Genomic DNA, 16,760 nt, shown 5'->3' with positions numbered 1-16,760 from the left:
GAAGATCACTGGCTGGCGTTCGGCGTCGCGCGCGCCAGCAGCCGGATGTGCTCGAAATCGAGCAGGTCCAGTGCGTGCCGCACGGCCTCGACCAGCGCCGAGTGGCGCGCGTCGGCCGCGAGGCGGTCGGCCCATTCGTGAAGGTCGCTCCAGCGGCCGTCGCGCGCGAGCGTTTCCAGTTCGTCGCGCACCGCCGCGGGCAACGGCTCGATGGCGGGCACCGGCATGCGCCTGGGTTTGTGGACCAGCGCCGGGTTCGGCAGCGGCCTTGCGACCACGGGCACCAGTTCCTTCGGCGCCTCCTTCACGATCACCGAGAAGCGCACGCGCGTGCCCAGGTTGCGGCGGCTCTCCAGCTGCAGCCGCCCGCCCATGTGCTGCACGATGCGCCGGGCGATGGCCAGCCCGAGCCCATGGCCGTTGGAACTGGGCGCACCCTGCTCGAAGGCACGCATGATGCGCGCCTGCTCTTCCTTCTCGATGCCCACGCCGCTGTCCCACACGTCGAACTCGAGCCGCCATGAATCCTCGCGCGGCCGGGCCTGCACGCGCAGGCCCATCTTGCCGTCGCGCGTGAACTTCGCGGAGTTCGACAGGAGGTTCAGCAGCAGCTGCTGGAAGCGCTTGCTGTCCAGGTACACGGCGGTCGGCAGCGCGCCGAGCACGTCGAGCTCGAAGCGGTTGTGCTGGCGCTGCGCGAGCGTGTCGGCGTACTGCGCGATGTCGTCGATCAGCGCACGCAGGTGCACCGGCTTCGCTTCGAAGGAAAAGGGCAGCAGCTCGCTCCTGGCGTAGTCGAGCAGGTCGTCCACGAGCGCGAGCTGGTAGGCCGCGCTGCGCTCGATGGCCTGCAGCCTCTCGGGCGGCACAGCGTCGTCGTCGTTGAGCCGGCGCACGTTGCCGATGATGGTCGACAGCGGCGCGCGCAGGTCGTGGCTGATGTAGGCCAGCAGCTGCGTCTGCTCGCGCGCCTGCTGGTCGGCCTGCTCCAGCGCCGCGTTCAGCGCGTGCGTCTTGCGCTCCACTTCCTCGCGCAGCCGCTGCTGCTCTTCCGCCTGCCAGTGCGCCAGCGTGCGCTGCGCCGAATGCCGCTGCCGCGACAGGTGCTGCGCCCACGCCGCCAGCGCGACCAGACCGACCAGCATGCCCGGGAAGCCCAGCGCATAGGCGTCGAAGCCGCGGATCATGTGCGCCGGCATCGCCAGCTCGACCAGCCGCAGGCACACGCCGACGGCGACGATGCTCATCACCGGAAACGCCAGCCTCCCGCCCGGCCCCGCCCGGCGCATGTAGATGAAGGTGCTGACGGTCAGCGAAACCACCACCAGCGGCGCGCTCAGCGTGCCCGCCATCGCGAACGGCGCATAGGGGCCGACGAGCGTGCCCAGCACCACCACGCACTGCGCGAGCGCGAGCACGAAAAGCCATCGCAGCCCGGGCACGCGCACCGGCCCGCGCCGCGACACGGTGTACAGGTACCACATCAGCGAGAGCACGCAGCAGCCCGCGGTGACGCCAGCCGCGCGGTAGCTCCACTCGATGCTGTCGGGCCACAGCGCGAGCCGCGCGTGGCCGCGGTACGTGCTCTCGTAGAGCGCCACCAGCGCGAAGCCCATGCTCTGCAGCGCCATCGCGAGGTTGCGCGAGATGACCCACAGCGACAGCGAATACACCGACAGCACCAGCAGCCCGCCGATGAGCAGGCCGTCGATCAGCGCGTGGCTGCTTTCCGACATGCGCCAAGCCTCCGCCGAATACAGCTTCGGCACGAGCTTGACGCTGCTGTCGGTGCGCACGCGCACCAGCACGCGCGCCTGCTCGCCGGGGCGCAGGTCGAGGTCGAGCGTGGGCACGCGGTCACGGTCGCGGCCCGCGCTGGAGCGCGCCGACACGCCCGCCTGCTCGTGCGTCCAGCTGGCCCAGCCGGCGAGTTCGCGGCGGGCGTGGAAGTCGACGAACTGCAGCCAGGTGGCATCGAGCACCAGCCGCAGCGGCTGGATGGTGGCGCTGCCGTTCACCACGGTCAGGCGCAGCCAGAAGGCGGATCTGGAGAAGCCCGGACGCATGCGCGCGGAGTTACCGGGCTGGAAGCCGTCGGGCGAGTCGTCCTGCAGCGCATCGACCTCGTCGAGCGTGAGCTGCGCGCCGGTGTCCTCGAACATTTCGACGCGCGTGTCGAGCAGCACCGGCCAGCGGGTCTCGTCGTCGATGCGCAGCACGTCCGCCCAGGCGGCGGGAAGCGCCATCAGCCACAGGACGGCGCACAGCAGGAGCGCGCGAGCGCAGTGAATGCCGCGAATGCCGTGAATGCCGCGAATGCCGCAAGGGCCCGGGGTGGTCACCGCCTTTGCGCTGCCGCGTCAGGCCGAAGGCACCGACGGCGGCGCGACTGGCGCGGCGCGCGCCTGGCGGAATGCAGTGGGCGTGCGGCCGAAGCGTTCGCGGAATGCGGTCGAGAAATTGGCGGCACCCGAAAAACCCACTGCCAGAGCCACTTCTTCCACGCTGAGCGCCGAGCCCGCGAGCAGCCGCTGCGCCTCGGCAAGCCGGGCCTCGCGCGCGAACTCGAACACCGTGCGGCCGGTCTGCTCCCTGAACACGCGCGACAGGCGCTTCTCGTGCGTGCCCACGCTCGCGGCCAGCGCGGGCAGCGCCGGCACGTTGGCGAGGTCGGCGCGCACCAGCCGCTCGACGGCCTGGGCGAGCACACGGTCGGCATGGTCCGCAGCGGGCTCGCCACGGGCGTGCTCCAGCGCGCTCTCGGCCTCTTCGATGCAGGCCTGCGCCTGCTCGCGGCAGCTCGCGAGCGCGAGGTGCACCGCCACGCGCGCCAGCACTTCCGCCGGCTCGAAGGGCTTGAGGATGTAGTCGACGGCGCCTTCGCGCAGGCCGGTGAGGCGCTCTTCCACCGAGCTCGACGAGGTCACGAAGATCACCGGGATGCGCACGGTCGCGCGATCTGCCTTCAGCAGCCGGCAGGTGGCGTAGCCGTCGGTGGCGCCCATGCGCACGTCCAGCAGCACCAGGTCGGGCTGCAGCGCGGTCGCACGGCGGTAGCCCTCGAGCGCATCGAATGCGAGGCTGATGCGGTGCCCCGCCTCTCGCAGCGTTGCCAGCAACAGCTGCAGCTCTTCGATGTTGTCGTCGATGACGAGGATGTGCGCGCGCCGGGGCGGCGTGGTCGACCAGTAGGACATGGGCGTCGAGCGTAGGAGTGCGTCGCCTAAACGCAGCGTGAATTAGTTCACATTCAGTTCACATTATGTTGCATTAGTAAACAAATGTCATCATTGGCAAAGCTTTTGTCCTGAATCGCAAAAGTGGCCCCTGGGGGGCCGCCGAAGAATCCCGCCCTTTCCGGAGCACCCCGCCGCCTTCGCGGCGCCAGAACGAAAGGTGCCCGGCCACCAGAGCCATCACGAGGGACGGGATGTTCAGGACCCCATCGAATCTGTCGCACGCGCAGGCGCGCCGCGACTTGTCTTCCAACGCCGCGCGACTGCGGCACTGCCTGAGGCGCATCGCCGCGCCTCTCGCGGGGCTGCTCTTCGCCACGGCCGCGCACGCGGTGCCGCAGGTGTCGAGCCTGGTGCATTCGCCGGACATCCTTCCCGCCGGCGGCACGGTGACGAGCACCGTCACCATCGCCGAGACCGACAGCCTGCCGATCGGCGCACCGGGTGCGTCGTTCACGTACACGATTCCCGGCAATTCGATCTACATGGGCACCGGCACGGTCCCCGTGGGCAGCTGCTCAGCGACCATTTCGGTGGGCACGGCCGGCCCCGGCACGTTGACCTGCTCGGGCATCACGCTCGCGGCGAACCAGCTTCGCGACTTCCAGGTGCTGCTGCGCACGGTCTCGCAGGGCACGCTGACCGTGACCGCCACACCCAGCGGTGGCGGCTCCAGCGAGACGAAGATCATCACCGTGAACCAGGGCGCCGACGTGGCGGTGGCCATCAGCGCCCCGGCCACCGCGCCGAGCGGCTCGACGGTGCCGATCGTCTTCACGCTCACCAACAACGGCCCCGACACCAGCACCGGCTCGACGCTGACCTACCCGATTCCCACGGGCCTGTCGGTGTCGGGCAGCGGCCTGCCTTCGGGCTGTTCGATCACGGGCAGCGAACTGCGCTGCAACGTGCCGGCCACGCCGGCCACCGCCGGCAGCAACAGCCGCACCTACAGCATCAACGCCGTGGTCACCGCGGGCGCGGGCTCCACCATCACGCACCAGCCGGCCGTGGCGGCCGCGGGTTCGGTGGAGGACGGCGTTTCCACCAACAACGGCGCCACCGCCAACACCACCGTGACGGCGGGCTACGTGCTCGCGCTCGCGAAGAGCCACGACGGCGGCCAGCTGCTGGTGGGCCAGCGCTTCAACTTCAGGCTGAGCCCGAGCTTCAGCGGCACCGCGCCCACGGGCGTGACGCTGACCGACACCATTCCCGCCAACTTCGCGATCCAGACGCTGCCCAGCCAGCCGGCCGGCTGGAGCTGCTCCGCCAGCGGCCAGACGGTGAGCTGCACGCGCAGCAACATCGGCGGCAGCGGCGGCGCGAACGTGGCGCTCGGCGACATCGTGGTGCCGGTCATCGCGATGACCGCCGGCACCGGCATCGTCAACGAAGCCACCGTGAGCGCGACCGGCCCCATCGCCAACTCGGCCACCGGCAGCGTGCCGGCCGACGTGGCGGTCTCGGCCACCGACTTCCGCGCCGACAAGCGCCGCGGCTGGCCGCAGAACAACGTGCCGCTGGGCCAGGCCTTCGACTACCAGGTCGGCAGCACCAACCTCGGCGGCACCCGCCTGCTCGCGGGCAGCACCATCCAGCTGGTGGACGACCTGCCCGCCGGCGTGCAGATCAACAGCGTCACCCAGCGCGACGGCTACACCTGCACGGTGACCAAGGGCGGCGCCACCGTCGTGCCGACGCCCGCGACGCCGGTGCCCGGCCCCGCCACCGTGACCTGCACGCGCACGCTCGCAGCCGACATCGGCGTGGACACCTCCAACGGCAGCAGCGCGCGCAACGGCGGCTACATCATCGTGAACGCCACCATCCCGTCGCTGCCGGCGGGCGGCCAGATCGTCAACAGCATGTGCGTGAACGTGGCGCTGCCCGCGGCAGCGCCCACGCTCGGCGCCGACCCCGACGCCAACACCGGCAACGACTGCGTGAGCCTGGGCACCGGCGCGAACGACGGCGCCACCGCGGCCGACGTGAAGGTGCTCAAGCGCGTGGTGGGCATCGGCGACGGCGCGGGCAACCGGCAGGTCGCGGGCCAGGACGTCACCTGGCAGATCGAGGTGGTCAACGCCGGCCCCTCCGAGGCGCAGAACGTGGTCGTCACCGACGCCTTCGCCCAGGTGATCGGCGCGGGCGCCGTCACCCAGACGCCCAACGGCGGCACCTTCGCGGGCACCTGCGCGCTGCCGGCCAACGGCAGCGGCTTCGGGCAGGCGTCGCTGTCGAACTGCACGCTGTCGACCCTGCCGGTCTGCCGCGCGAGCACCGACCCCGCCAGCGCCCTGCCGCTGTGCCCCGTCATCCAGGTGGTCGCGAAGCACTACGGCGACGGCGCATCGGCAACCGATCACGGTTTCCAGATCAACAACACCGCCAACGCGCTGGCAACCACGCCGGCCGATCCGAACCTGGCCAACAACGACGGCAGCGCCACCGCCTACCTGCTGGCGCGCGCCGATGTCACGGTCACCAAGTCGGCAAGCCCCGCCACGGTGCCGGTCGGCCAGTTGCTCACCTACACGCTCACGGCACGCAACCAGAGCCTCGCGCAGGGCAACATGAGCCGCGCCTACGACGTGCACGTGGTCGACACGCTGCCGGCCAACCTGATGTTCATCTCGGCCACAGCCTCGGGCGGCGGCAGCTGCAGCACGCAGCCGAACACCACCCAGCCCACGGGCACCGGCACCACCAACAACCAGCTCGAGTGCGCGTGGACCTCGCTCGACCGCAACGTGCAGCAGACCGTCACCGTGCGCGTGCGGCCGCTGTACGTGCTCAACGGCTCCACGGTGACCAACAGCGTGCACGTCTCCACGGCCACGCCGGAGATCAGCACCACCAACAACGACGCCACCGTGCCGGCCACCATCGGTGCGCCGGTGTACGACCTGGTCGTCACCAAGCGCGACGACGTCGACCCGGTGAACGTGGGCGACGACGTGGGCTACACCATCACGGTGTCGAACAACAGCGCCTCGACGGCGGAAGACGTGCGCATGGTCGACACGCTGCCGCTGCCAGGGCCGAGCGGCGAGGCGTCGCCCACGCTGGTGTCGGTGACCGCGCCGGGCGGCACCACCTTCGCGCTGGCCAACGGCGCCGCGATCGGCTCGGCCGGCGGGCAGATTGTCTTCACCATCCCGACGCTGGGCGGCAAGCAAGGTTCGTCAGGGGCAACCGGAGAGCCCGACACGCTGCAGTTCCGCGTGGTGCTGCGCGGCGTTTCGCGCGGCACCTTCCAGAACAACGCCAGGGTCGACTTCTTCGAAGCCGCGCGCAACGCCTTCGACACCGTGCAGGGCAACAACGCGGTGGCCGAGAACACCACCTTCCGCTTCAAGGCCGACGTGCAGGTGGTCTCCAAGGCCGCCGTCGTGGCCGGCACCAACACGCCGCTGGGCACCGTCTCCTCGGCGGTGCCCTTCGACTGGATCGTGCAGCTGCGCAACAACGGCCCCGACAGCGCCGAGACCACCGCCTTCACCGATAACCTGCCCGCACCGCTGGTGCTGGCCGGCACGCCGGTGTTCACCGTGACCGGGGGCAGCTTCACGCCCACCGCGCCCACCTGCACCGGCACGGCCGGCAGCAGCGCCGTGAGCTGCGCCATCGCTTCGATGCCGGCCAATGGCACGGCCACCGTGCGCATTCCGGTGCGCTTCAGCGGCGCGGCGCCGGGCAACGGCACCGTGCTCACCAACCGCGCCCACATCGTCACCACCGGTTCGGGCGACACCAACGGCGGCACCGATCCGGACGGCGGCAACAACTTCAACGACGGCTCCGTGACCGTGCAGAACAGCGCGCTCTCGGGCCGCGTGTATGAAGACCTGAACGGCAACGGCCTGATCGACGGCGGCGAGCCCGCCATCGCCGGCGTGACCATCCGCCTGACCGGCACCGACAGCTCGGGCAATGCGGTCTCGATGACCACCACCACCGACGCGGGCGGCAACTGGGCCTTCACCGTGCCCGCAGGCACCTACAGCGTGACGGAGGACCAGCCCGCCGCATACCTGCCCGGCATCACGCGTGCCGGCACCGTCAGCGGTGCGGGCAGCACGCCCGGCACCGTGCCGCCGGGCACCGGCAACGGCCCGAACGGCTCCAACGCCAACCGCATCGACAACATCGTGCTCGGCACGGGCGGCTCCTCCAGCGCCAACAACTTCGGCGAGGTGCGAGCCTCGAGCCTGGCCGGCCGCGTCTACCAGGACGCCGACTACAACAACACGGCCAGCCCGGGCGATCCCGGCATCGCCGGCGTGACCGTCACGCTCACCGGCACCGACATGTTCGGCAACCCGGTATCGCTGACCACCACCACGGCGGCCAGTACCGGCAACTACGCCTTCAACAACCTCACGCCCGGCACCTACGTGCTGACCGAGACGCAGCCCGCGGGCTTCGCCGACGGCAGCGACACGGCCGGCAGCGCCGGCGGCACCGCGGGCAACGACGTGGTGAACGCCATCGCACTGGCTTCCAACGTGAACGGCACCGGCTACAACTTCGGCGAGCTGCTCACCCGCATCACCACGCGCGTGTTCGTCGACGGCAACAACGACGGCGTCCCGCAGGCCGGCGACACCGGCATCCCGAACGTCGAACTGCGCCTGACGGGCACCGACGCCGCGGGCAACCCGGTGAACCTGCTCGCAGTGGCCACCGGCACGCCGGGCGGCTACGAGTTCCGCAACGTGCCTCCCTCGGGCGCGGGCGGCTACACCATCACCGAGACGCAGCCGGCCAACTACGCGCCCGGCAAGGCCAACAACAACGGCCAGCCCGGCACGCCGCAAGGCGGCGGCAACGTCATCAGCGGCGTGACCGTCCCGGGCACCAACGTGCCGCTGACGCAGGGCGAATACTGGTTCGGCGAACTGCTGCCCGGCGGCATCTCCGGCCGCGTCTACTACGACCGCGACGGCAACGGCGCGCAGGGCGCGCCGGCCACCGAGCCGGGCCTGGCGGGCGTGACCATCACGCTCACCGGCACCGACGTCAACGGCCAGGCGGTGTCGCGCACCGCCACCACCGACGCCAGCGGCGACTACAGCTTCCCGAACCTCGCACCGGGCAGCTACGCCGTGACGGAGGCGCGCCCCGCGGGCTACCTGCCCGGCATCACGCGCGCCGGCAACGTCAGCGGCGCAGGGAGCACGCCCGGCTCGGTGCCCACCAGCGGCAGCGGCGTGAGCAACGGCCCCAACGGCTCGACCGCGAACGTCATCCAGAACATCGTGCTGGGCGCGGCGGGCGCGGGCTCCACCGGCAACAACTTCTCGGCCGTGAAGCCGGCCAGCCTCTCGGGCTACGTGTACGCCGACGTGGCCCCCTCCAACGGCACCCGCGACACCGGCGAGCCCGGCATCGCCGGCACCACCATCCGCGTGACCGGCACCGACTTCCAGGGCAACCCGGTCGACCGCACGGTGCAGACCGCGGCCGACGGCCACTACCTGGTGGACGCGCTCACGCCCGGCACCTACCAGATCGACGAGACCCAACCCGCCGGCGTGGCCGACGGCCCCGAGTCGCTGGGCACCGTGGGCGGCGCGCCGCGCGGCACCGCCAACCCCGGCGGCACCAACGACCGCTTCGGCGGCCTGGCGCTGGTGTCGGAAGACGCGGGCATCGACTACAACTTCGGCGAGCGCGGCGGCCAGATCGCGGGCTGGGTGTACGTCGACACCAACAACGACGGCGTGCGCCAGCCCACAGAGGCCGGCATTCCGGGCGTAACGCTCACGCTCACCGGCCGTTCGGCCAGCGGGCTCGCGGTGAATGCCACGGTGGTCACCGACGCGAACGGCCGCTATGTCTTCACCGGCCTGCTGCCGGCCGACGCGGCGGGCTACACCATCCGCGAGACGCAGCCCGTGACCTACGCCGACGGCCTGGACGCCGTGGGCACGGTCGAGGGCGCGGCCACCGGCACGCTGGGCAACGACGTCATCGGCGCCATCGCCTACCGCGGCGGCAACGGCGACAACTACAACTTCGGCGAACGCGGCGCATCGCTGGCGGGCACCGTCTACAACGACGCCAACCGCAACGGCAAGCGCGAGCCGCAGGACCTGCCGATCGCCGGCGTGACCATCACGCTCACCGGCACCGACGCGGCCGGCCAGCCGGTGACGCGCACCGCCGTCACCGACGCCAACGGCCGCTACGAGCTGCCCGGCCTGCCCCTGCCCGGCAGCGGCGGCTACACCATCACCGAGACGCAGCCCAGCGGCTACGACGAAGGCATCGCCATCCCCGGCACGCTGGGCGGCACCGCGCAGGGCACGAACCAGATCCGCGTGAACTTCACCGGCCTGGAAGCCAACGGCACCGGCTACGACTTCACCGAGCACAGCAACCAGCCCGCGTCGCTCACCGGCACCGTGTGGTTCGACCTGAACCACAACCGCACCCGCGAATCGGGCGAAGGCCAGGGCGAAGGCTGGACGGTCGAGCTGATGCGCTGCGCCGACGGCGGCAACGCCTGCGCCGAGAACGCGGCCACCGTGCTCTACACCGTGACCACCGGCGCCGACGGCAGCTACCGCTTCGGCGACCTCGTGCCCGGCGAATACCGCGTGCGCTTCCGCTCGCCCGACGGCCGCGTCGTGGGCGGCGTGTGGCCGACCGATGCCGCGCAGAACGGCGCCAACGGCCCCTACCCGACGCCTGCCGCGAGCGACCCGCGCTTCAGCATCAAGGTGCGCGTGAGCGCGGGCGCCAACATCCAGAAGCAGGACCTGCCCTACGACCCGGGCGGCGTGGTGTATGACAGCGTGAGCGGCACGCCCGTGCCCGGCGCGCTGGTGAAGCTGGTCGGCCCGGCGGGCTTCGACCCCTCGCAGCACCTGCTCGACGGACGCGACAGCTACACCACCGGCACCAGCGGCTACTACGACTTCTTCGTGCTGCCGGGCGCGCCGGCCGGCGAGTACCGCCTCGTCATCACGCCGCCGGGGGCCTACCTGCCCTCCTCGATGTACCCGCCCGCGGCCGGCGCGCTGGGCACGCAGTCGTGCGCCGCGCCCGCCAACGGCCCGGCACCCGCGCAGACAAAGCCCTGCGTGGTGAGCCCCGGCGCGGCACTGGTGCCGGGCGCGGGCTACTACATGCTGTTCAACATGCCGGGCGGCGGCGGCCAGCACGTGGTGGCCAACAACATCCCGCTCGACCCGTCGGACGCCACGCTCATCGAGCTGCGCAAGACCACCTCGAAGCTCACCGTGAAGAAGGGCGAGTTGCTGCCCTACCGCATCACGGCGCGCAACACGCGCGGCACCACGGTGCCGGGCGTGGCCGTGGTCGACACGCTGCCGCCGGGCTTCCGGTACATCCAGGGTTCGCTCAGCGTGCGCACGCTGCCCGGCGGCGTGGCGCTGCCGGTGGTGCCGCAGGTCAGCGGCCGCCAGGTGATCGTGCCCGGCCAGAACTTCGCGCCCAACGAGACCAAGGAATACCTGATGGTCGCGGGCGTCGGCGTGGGCGTGGGCGAAGGCGAGTTCGTCAACCAGGTCGTCGCCACGCAGGGCGTGGGGGGCAGGACGCTGTCGAACCTGGCCACCGCCAGCGTGCGCGTGGTGCCCGACGCCCTCTTCGACTGCACCGACGTGATCGGCAAGGTCTACGACGACAGGAACGCCAACGGCTACCAGGACGACGGCGAACCGGGCCTGGCCAACGTGCGCATCGCCACCGTCAACGGCGTGCTGGCCACCACCGACGCCGAGGGCCGCTACCACATCGCCTGCGCCGCCATTCCGAAGGAAGGCACCGGCAGCAACCTGGTGCTCAAGCTCGACGAGCGCACCCTGCCTTCGGGCTATCGCACCACCAGCGAGAACCCGGCGGCCGAGCGCGCCACGCGCGGCAAGGTGCTGAAGATCAACTTCGGTGCCACCGTGCACCGCGTGGTGCGCCTCGCGCTGCAGGGCGCGGCCTTCGACGAAGGCGCCGCCACGCTGCGCGCCGCCTTCGCGGGCGAACTCGACCGCACGGTCGCCGTGCTGGCCGAGAAGACATCGGTACTGCGGCTGGCCTACAAGGCCGCGCCGGGCGAGCCCGGCTCGCTGGGCCGCGACCGCACCGACGCGGTGAAGGCCGCTGTGCTCTCGCGCTGGAAGCAGCTCGGCGAGCAGCGCGCCTCGCGCAACGAGCCGCCGCTCTTCAACCTGGACGTCGAGATCGAACTGGTGCCTGCCGCCGCCTATTCCGAGGAGGCCAAGCCATGACGCGAGGAAAAGACACCGCCGCCATGTCCCGACAACAGACACCGAACCCGATCGAGCGAGCCGACATGAGAAAAACGAAGAAGGCGCTTCCGAAGCGCATGGCCCTTGCGAGCGCCGTGGCCACCGCCTGCCTCGGCATGGGACTGGCCGCCGCGCAGGAGACCGCGGTGCGCGGCCGCATGCTCGACCACGCCGCGGCCGACCCGCGCGCGGTGGAGATCGACGGCGCACGCCGCCTGCCGCGCAGCAGCGAACGCGAGCTGCCCGCCACCGCGCCGGCGGTCGCCGCGCCCGCCGACCCCGGCGTGTGCCGCACCTTCACCGCCTTCGGCACCGACGACGCGCCGCTGCGCCTGAGCGTGGACGGCCAGCTGCTGTCGCCCGACGGCAAGCAGCCCGCGGCCGACGGCACCACCAGCGCCGACCGCCAGCGCTGCGTCGACGTGCAACTCGAGCGCAACCAGCTGCGCCTGCAGTACGACAACCTCTCGCAGCCGCGCCGCCTGAGCGCCAGCGCCTGGCCCACCACCGTGGTGGCCGGCGACACGGTGCGCTTCGCGGGCTACAGCAACTACCTGCTCTTCACCTCGAAGGCCGAACTGCGCGTGTACACCGCCAACGAGGCAATGCAGCGCCGCCTGCTGGCCACCGTGCCGCTAGACGCCGGCCTGCGCGGCGAATGGCAGGTGCCCGAAGGCCTGCTCGACCGCCTGCCCGAGAGCGCGAGCGGCAAGCTCTACTACCGCGTTCGCGTGTACGACCGCCAGGGCCGCTTCGACGAGACCGACGACCTCTCGCTCACGCTGGCCAAGCGCCACAAGCCCGAGACCGGCACGCCGCCCGACCCCGCACGCGAGCTGCTGCGCGGCTACGGCCAGAACAACATCGCCATCGCCAACATTCCGCTGAGCGCGGGCACCGTCACCGCCAGCGGCGCGGCCATCCGCCCCGGCGAGAGCGTGCGCGCGCTGGGCTTCGCGGTGCCGGTGGACGAGAACGGGCGCTTCGTGTTCCAGCAGCTGGTGCCGCGCCGCGTGCAGACCGGCGAGATCGCCGTCACCGACGCGCAGGGCGCCACGCGCGTCTACCGCCGCGACTTCGACCTGCCCACCAGCGACTGGTTCTTCGTGGGCCAGGCCGACCTCACCGTGGGCAGCAACAGCGTGAGCGGCCCGGCCGCGATCATGACCAACGACAAGAACCGCTACGGCGGTGGCGGCTGGAGCGAAGGCCGCATCGCCGGCTACGCCAAGGGCCAGCTCAACGACCGCTGGACGCTCACCGCCAGCGTCGACACGGAAGAGCGTCCGCTGAAGGAGTTGTTCCGCAACCTCGACCGCAAGGACCCGACCTCCCTCTTCCGCCGCTTCGACCCCGAGGATTCGTGGAGCACCTTCGGCGACGACTCCACCACCGTAGAGGACGCGCCCACCCAGGGCCGCTTCTACCTGCGCGTGGACGACGGCCGCTCGCAGGCGATGTGGGGCAACTTCAAGCTCAACTTCGGCGACACCGAGCTCACCCGCGTGAGCCGCGGCCTCTACGGCTTCCACGGCCGCTACCTCGGCGAGGAGTCGACCTCCTTCGGCGAGGCGCGGCTGAAGATCGACGCCTTCGCGGCCGAGCCCGGCACGCTGGCCGCGCGAGAAGAGTTCCGCGGCACCGGCGGCTCGCTCTATTACCTGCGCAACCAGGACATCACGCGCGGCGCCGAGCGCGTGACGCTGGAGATCCGCGACCGCGACTCCGGCCTGGTGCTCAAGCGCACGCAGCTCGTGCCCACCACCGACTACGAGATCGACTACCTGCAGGGCCGCGTGCTGCTGTCGGCGCCGCTGCCCAGCCTGTCGGACGACGGCTCGCTGGTGCGCGCCGGCGGCTTCACCGGCATGCCGACCTACCTGGTGGTGGACTACGAATACACGCCGCTGGCCACATCGCTCGACACGCTGGCCGTGGGCGGCCGCGTCTCGTGGTGGGCCAACGACAACGTCGGCGTGGGCGTCACCGCCTCGCGGCAGGACCAGATCGGCGGCGACCAGCGCCTGGCCGGCGCCGACATCACGCTGCGCAAGACCGAGAACACCTACCTCAAGGGCGAGTTCGCGCGCAGCCGCGGCCCGGGCACCAGCCAGCTCGACTCGACGGACGGGGGCTTCAGCTTCACAGGCCGCAACGGTTCCCTGACCAACGGATTGGGCAACGGCCCCACCGGCAGCGCCAGCGCATGGCGCCTCGAAGGCCAGGCCGACCTCGGCGACTTCGACATCCGCGGTGGCGGCCGCGTGAGCGCCTACGCGCAGTCGCGCGGCGCCGGCTTCTCGGCGCCGGGACAGTACGCGAGCAACGCCACGCGGCAGGTCGGCGTGCAGGCCACCGTGCCCTTCGGCGAGAAGGCGGAGAACGGCGAGTTGCGCCTGAAGGCCGACCGCCGCGACGAACAGAACGGCTACAACAGCAGCGTGCTCGACGCGCAGTACTCGCTCGCCCTGTCGCCCGAGTGGAAGCTGGGCCTGGGCCTGCGCTACGACGACAAGACCGGCGACGCGCTCATCACCAGCCCTTCCTTGCCGACCACGCAGGCGGTGTCTGGCGAGCGCGCCGACGCGGCCGTGCAGCTCGAATACACCGGTGCCGACCGCTGGAGCGCCTACGGCTTCGCGCAGAAGACGCTGCGGCGCACCGGCACGCGGCTGGAGAACGACCGCATCGGCCTGGGCGGGCGCTACCGCGTCAACGACAAGCTCGCGCTGCGCGGCGAGCTCTCCACCGGCGACGGCGGCTTCGCGGGCAAGGCCGGCGTCGACTACCAGTACGACGACCGCTCCAGCGTCTACATGACCTACGTGTCGGACACCGGCCGCACCGACGAGAACCTCATCGGCCGCGGCGGCAGCCTGGTGACCGGCGTGCGCTCGCGCGTGGGCGACGGCCTCACGCTCTTCACCGAGCACCGCCAGGCCACCGGCGCGCAGCCCGGCCTCACGCATGCCTACGGCGTGCAGTACGCACCCGACACGCACTGGACCTTCGGCGTCAACTTCGAGAACGGCTGGATCGGTGCCGAGACGCTAGGCGCCACGCGCCGCCAGGCCGTGGCCTTCACCAGCGGCTATTCAAGCGAGCGCCTGAAGTACAGCGGCGGCCTCGAATACCGCAAGGACCGCACCACCGCCGAGACGCGCACCAGCTGGCTGGTGAAGAACTCCTTCAGCTGGAAGGTGGACGACGACTCGCGCTGGATCGGCAAGTTCAACTGGGCCGACAGCGACAGCACCACCGGCACGCTGGCCGCAGCCAAGTACACCGAAGCCATGCTCGGCTACGCGCTGCGCCCGGCGCTGAACGACCGGCTCAACCTGCTGTTCAAGTACACCTACCTGTACGACCTCTCCTCGCCGGGCCAGGTGGTATCGGGCGGTGTCGATTCCACGCTGGGCACCGTCTCGACCACCGGCATCGACTACCAGCAGCGAAGCCACGTCTTCGCCATCGACGCCACCTGGGACCTCAACGAGCGCTGGACGCTGGGCGGCAAGTACGCCTGGCGCCGCGGCGAGCTGCGCGCGAGCCGCGACAGTTCCGCGCCGTGGTTCAAGAGCTCGGCCGAGCTCGCGGTGCTGCGCGTCGACTGGAAGCTGGTGCGCAACTGGGACTGGATGCTCGAATGGCGCACCCTGCGCGCGAAGGAGCTCAAGGATCGCAAGAGCGGCTGGGTCACGGCGGCGTACTACCACGTCAACGAGAACCTGAAGGTGGGCGTCGGCTACAACTTCACCGACTACTCCGACAACCTCACGGACATGAGCTACCGCAGCAAGGGCTGGTTCCTGAACGTGCTGGGCAAGTTCTGAAGAGGCCGGCCATGAGCGAACCCAAGGAGATGCCCTTCAACGTGCCGCTGATCGACATCGCGCAGACGCTGGCGCGCGCGGGCTTCCTCGACGCCCGAGGAGAGCGCTACAGGCTCTGCGAGGAATGGGCCCGCGACTTCCAGGCCGACTTCGAGGCCCGCGCCGCCGCGGGCCGCGAGCCGGGCAGCACCTATCTGCGCGACGTGACCGCCTTCGCGCTGCGCCGAGCCGCCGCGTACGGTTTCGCGGCGCGCAGCGAGGACTACGGCCCTCGGCTGTGCAGCGAGATGCGGCTTGCCGCCGGCGTGCGCTGAAATGAAGAAGACGGATGTTCTCGTGACGTTGATCGGCATGGCGCGCGCCGGCCTGGGCTTCACGCCCACGGACGCGCTCGCCTGCATCAGCGAGCTGATCGAGCGGGAAGACAAGCAGAATCCACTGCACGACGCCAACGTGGAGAGATTGCTGCGGCTCGGCGCCTGCGTATGGAGCCTGAAACACGGCATGCTGGCGCCGCCCTCCTCCAAGGGTCTGCTGCCGCAAGAGCTGAAGCAGCCGGAATAAACAGGCAGGAGCAACGCAGGCGCCCACGACATGGCGCTTGCATTCATTCAATAATTCAAATATTCTCGAATCATGGAAGAATCAAAAGTCGTTCAGTCTCTTGCCGCGCTTGCCCAGCCGCTGCGCCTTCGCGTCTTTCGCGCCCTCGTCGTGGCCGGCCCCGAGGGCCTGACGCCCGGGGCGCTGGTCGAAGCGATGGAAGTGCCGGCCACCAGCCTGTCGTTCCACCTGAAGGAGCTGACCAACTCCGGGCTCATCACGCAGGAGCGCAGCGGCCGCAACCTGGTCTACCGCGCCGCCTTCGAGCAGATGGATGCGCTGCTGGGCTTCCTCACCGAGAACTGCTGCGCGGGCGCTCCCTGCGCGGTGGAAGACAGAACCAGGTCCTGCCACAGCCAGGGTGCCACCCCATGAAGCGATTCCACGTTCACCTGCACGTCGACGACCTGCACAAGAGCATTGCCTTCTATTCCAGCCTGTTCGCCGCCGAGCCCGCGCGCGTCGAGGCCGACTATGCCAAGTGGATGCTCGAAGACCCGCGCGTGAACTTCGCCATCTCGACCTTCGGCAGCGGCAAGGGCATCGACCACCTGGGCATCCAGGCAGAGGACGAAGGCGAGCTGCGGGAGCTGCGCTCGCGCGCCGAACTGGCTGACCGGTCGCTGCTCGACGAAGGCGAAACCAGCTGCTGCTACGCCCGCAGCGACAAGCACTGGGTGACCGACCCGCAGGGCATCGCCTGGGAGCACTACCGCACGCTCGACACGGTGCCCGTGCACGGCATTGCGCGCGAGCGGTCATCCGCCTGCTGCGTCACCCCTGGCAAGGCCAGCGCCTGCTGCTGAGCC

At 70.7% G+C, this 16,760-nt stretch carries 8 protein-coding genes; 6 read left to right on the top strand and 2 right to left on the bottom strand.

Annotation, left to right across the window (positions count from 1 at the left end; genetic code table 11):
- Window positions 1-5: 5 nt before the first annotated feature.
- Complete coding sequence (locus ABL843_RS09665; RefSeq protein WP_418119708.1) at window positions 6-2,246, bottom strand: ATP-binding protein; 2,241 nt, start codon at window positions 2,244-2,246, stop codon at window positions 6-8.
- 114 nt (window positions 2,247-2,360) lie between these two features.
- A complete protein-coding gene (locus ABL843_RS09660; RefSeq protein WP_418119707.1) occupies window positions 2,361-3,197 on the bottom strand; it encodes a helix-turn-helix domain-containing protein in 837 nt (278 codons plus the stop codon).
- Window positions 3,198-3,430: 233 nt separating this feature from the next.
- On the opposite strand from ABL843_RS09660, the gene ABL843_RS09655 reads away from it, so the two are divergent.
- The 6 genes from ABL843_RS09655 (at window position 3,431) to ABL843_RS09630 (ending at window position 16,757) form a co-directional block, all read left to right on the top strand.
- Complete coding sequence (locus tag ABL843_RS09655; RefSeq protein WP_418119706.1) at window positions 3,431-11,494, top strand: SdrD B-like domain-containing protein; 8,064 nt, start codon at window positions 3,431-3,433, stop codon at window positions 11,492-11,494.
- Window positions 11,491-15,348, top strand: a complete 3,858-nt coding sequence (locus ABL843_RS09650; RefSeq protein ID WP_418119705.1) for an OmpA family protein — start codon at window positions 11,491-11,493, stop codon at window positions 15,346-15,348. The genes ABL843_RS09655 and ABL843_RS09650 overlap by 4 nt, the downstream gene beginning before the upstream one ends.
- Window positions 15,349-15,359: 11 nt before the next feature.
- Window positions 15,360-15,662 (top strand): hypothetical protein, encoded by a 303-nt coding sequence (locus ABL843_RS09645; protein WP_126024586.1) that lies wholly within the window; start codon window positions 15,360-15,362, stop codon window positions 15,660-15,662.
- Between the two features lies 1 nt (window position 15,663).
- Window positions 15,664-15,912, top strand: a complete 249-nt coding sequence (locus ABL843_RS09640; protein WP_184635936.1) for a hypothetical protein — start codon at window positions 15,664-15,666, stop codon at window positions 15,910-15,912.
- A 72-nt stretch (window positions 15,913-15,984) separates the two neighbouring features.
- A complete protein-coding gene (locus tag ABL843_RS09635) occupies window positions 15,985-16,326 on the top strand; it encodes an ArsR/SmtB family transcription factor (protein WP_418119704.1) in 342 nt (113 codons plus the stop codon).
- The gene (locus tag ABL843_RS09630) at window positions 16,323-16,757 is read left to right on the top strand and encodes an ArsI/CadI family heavy metal resistance metalloenzyme (RefSeq protein ID WP_184635932.1); all 435 of its coding nucleotides are present in this window, start codon (window positions 16,323-16,325) and stop codon (window positions 16,755-16,757) included. The genes ABL843_RS09635 and ABL843_RS09630 overlap by 4 nt, the downstream gene beginning before the upstream one ends.
- The last annotated feature ends 3 nt before the right edge of the window (window positions 16,758-16,760 follow it).

The organism is Variovorax sp. 350MFTsu5.1 (genome assembly GCF_048302515.1).
GTDB classification, from domain to species: Bacteria; Pseudomonadota; Gammaproteobacteria; order Burkholderiales; family Burkholderiaceae_C; genus Variovorax; species Variovorax guangxiensis.
The sequence above is the reverse complement of the archived record's forward strand: the minus strand, read 5'-3'. Positions and strand labels throughout refer to the sequence as shown.

Coding starts and splice junctions, on each gene's coding strand:
- ABL843_RS09660 (WP_418119707.1), bottom strand. CDS start 3,197: ATGTCCTACTGGTCGACCACGCCGCCCCGGCGCGCGCACATCCTCGTC.
- ABL843_RS09665 (WP_418119708.1), bottom strand. CDS start 2,246: ATGGCGCTTCCCGCCGCCTGGGCGGACGTGCTGCGCATCGACGACGAG.
- ABL843_RS09635 (WP_418119704.1), top strand. CDS start 15,985: ATGGAAGAATCAAAAGTCGTTCAGTCTCTTGCCGCGCTTGCCCAGCCG.
- ABL843_RS09640 (WP_184635936.1), top strand. CDS start 15,664: ATGAAGAAGACGGATGTTCTCGTGACGTTGATCGGCATGGCGCGCGCC.
- ABL843_RS09645 (WP_126024586.1), top strand. CDS start 15,360: ATGAGCGAACCCAAGGAGATGCCCTTCAACGTGCCGCTGATCGACATC.
- ABL843_RS09655 (WP_418119706.1), top strand. CDS start 3,431: ATGTTCAGGACCCCATCGAATCTGTCGCACGCGCAGGCGCGCCGCGAC.
- ABL843_RS09630 (WP_184635932.1), top strand. CDS start 16,323: ATGAAGCGATTCCACGTTCACCTGCACGTCGACGACCTGCACAAGAGC.
- ABL843_RS09650 (WP_418119705.1), top strand. CDS start 11,491: ATGACGCGAGGAAAAGACACCGCCGCCATGTCCCGACAACAGACACCG.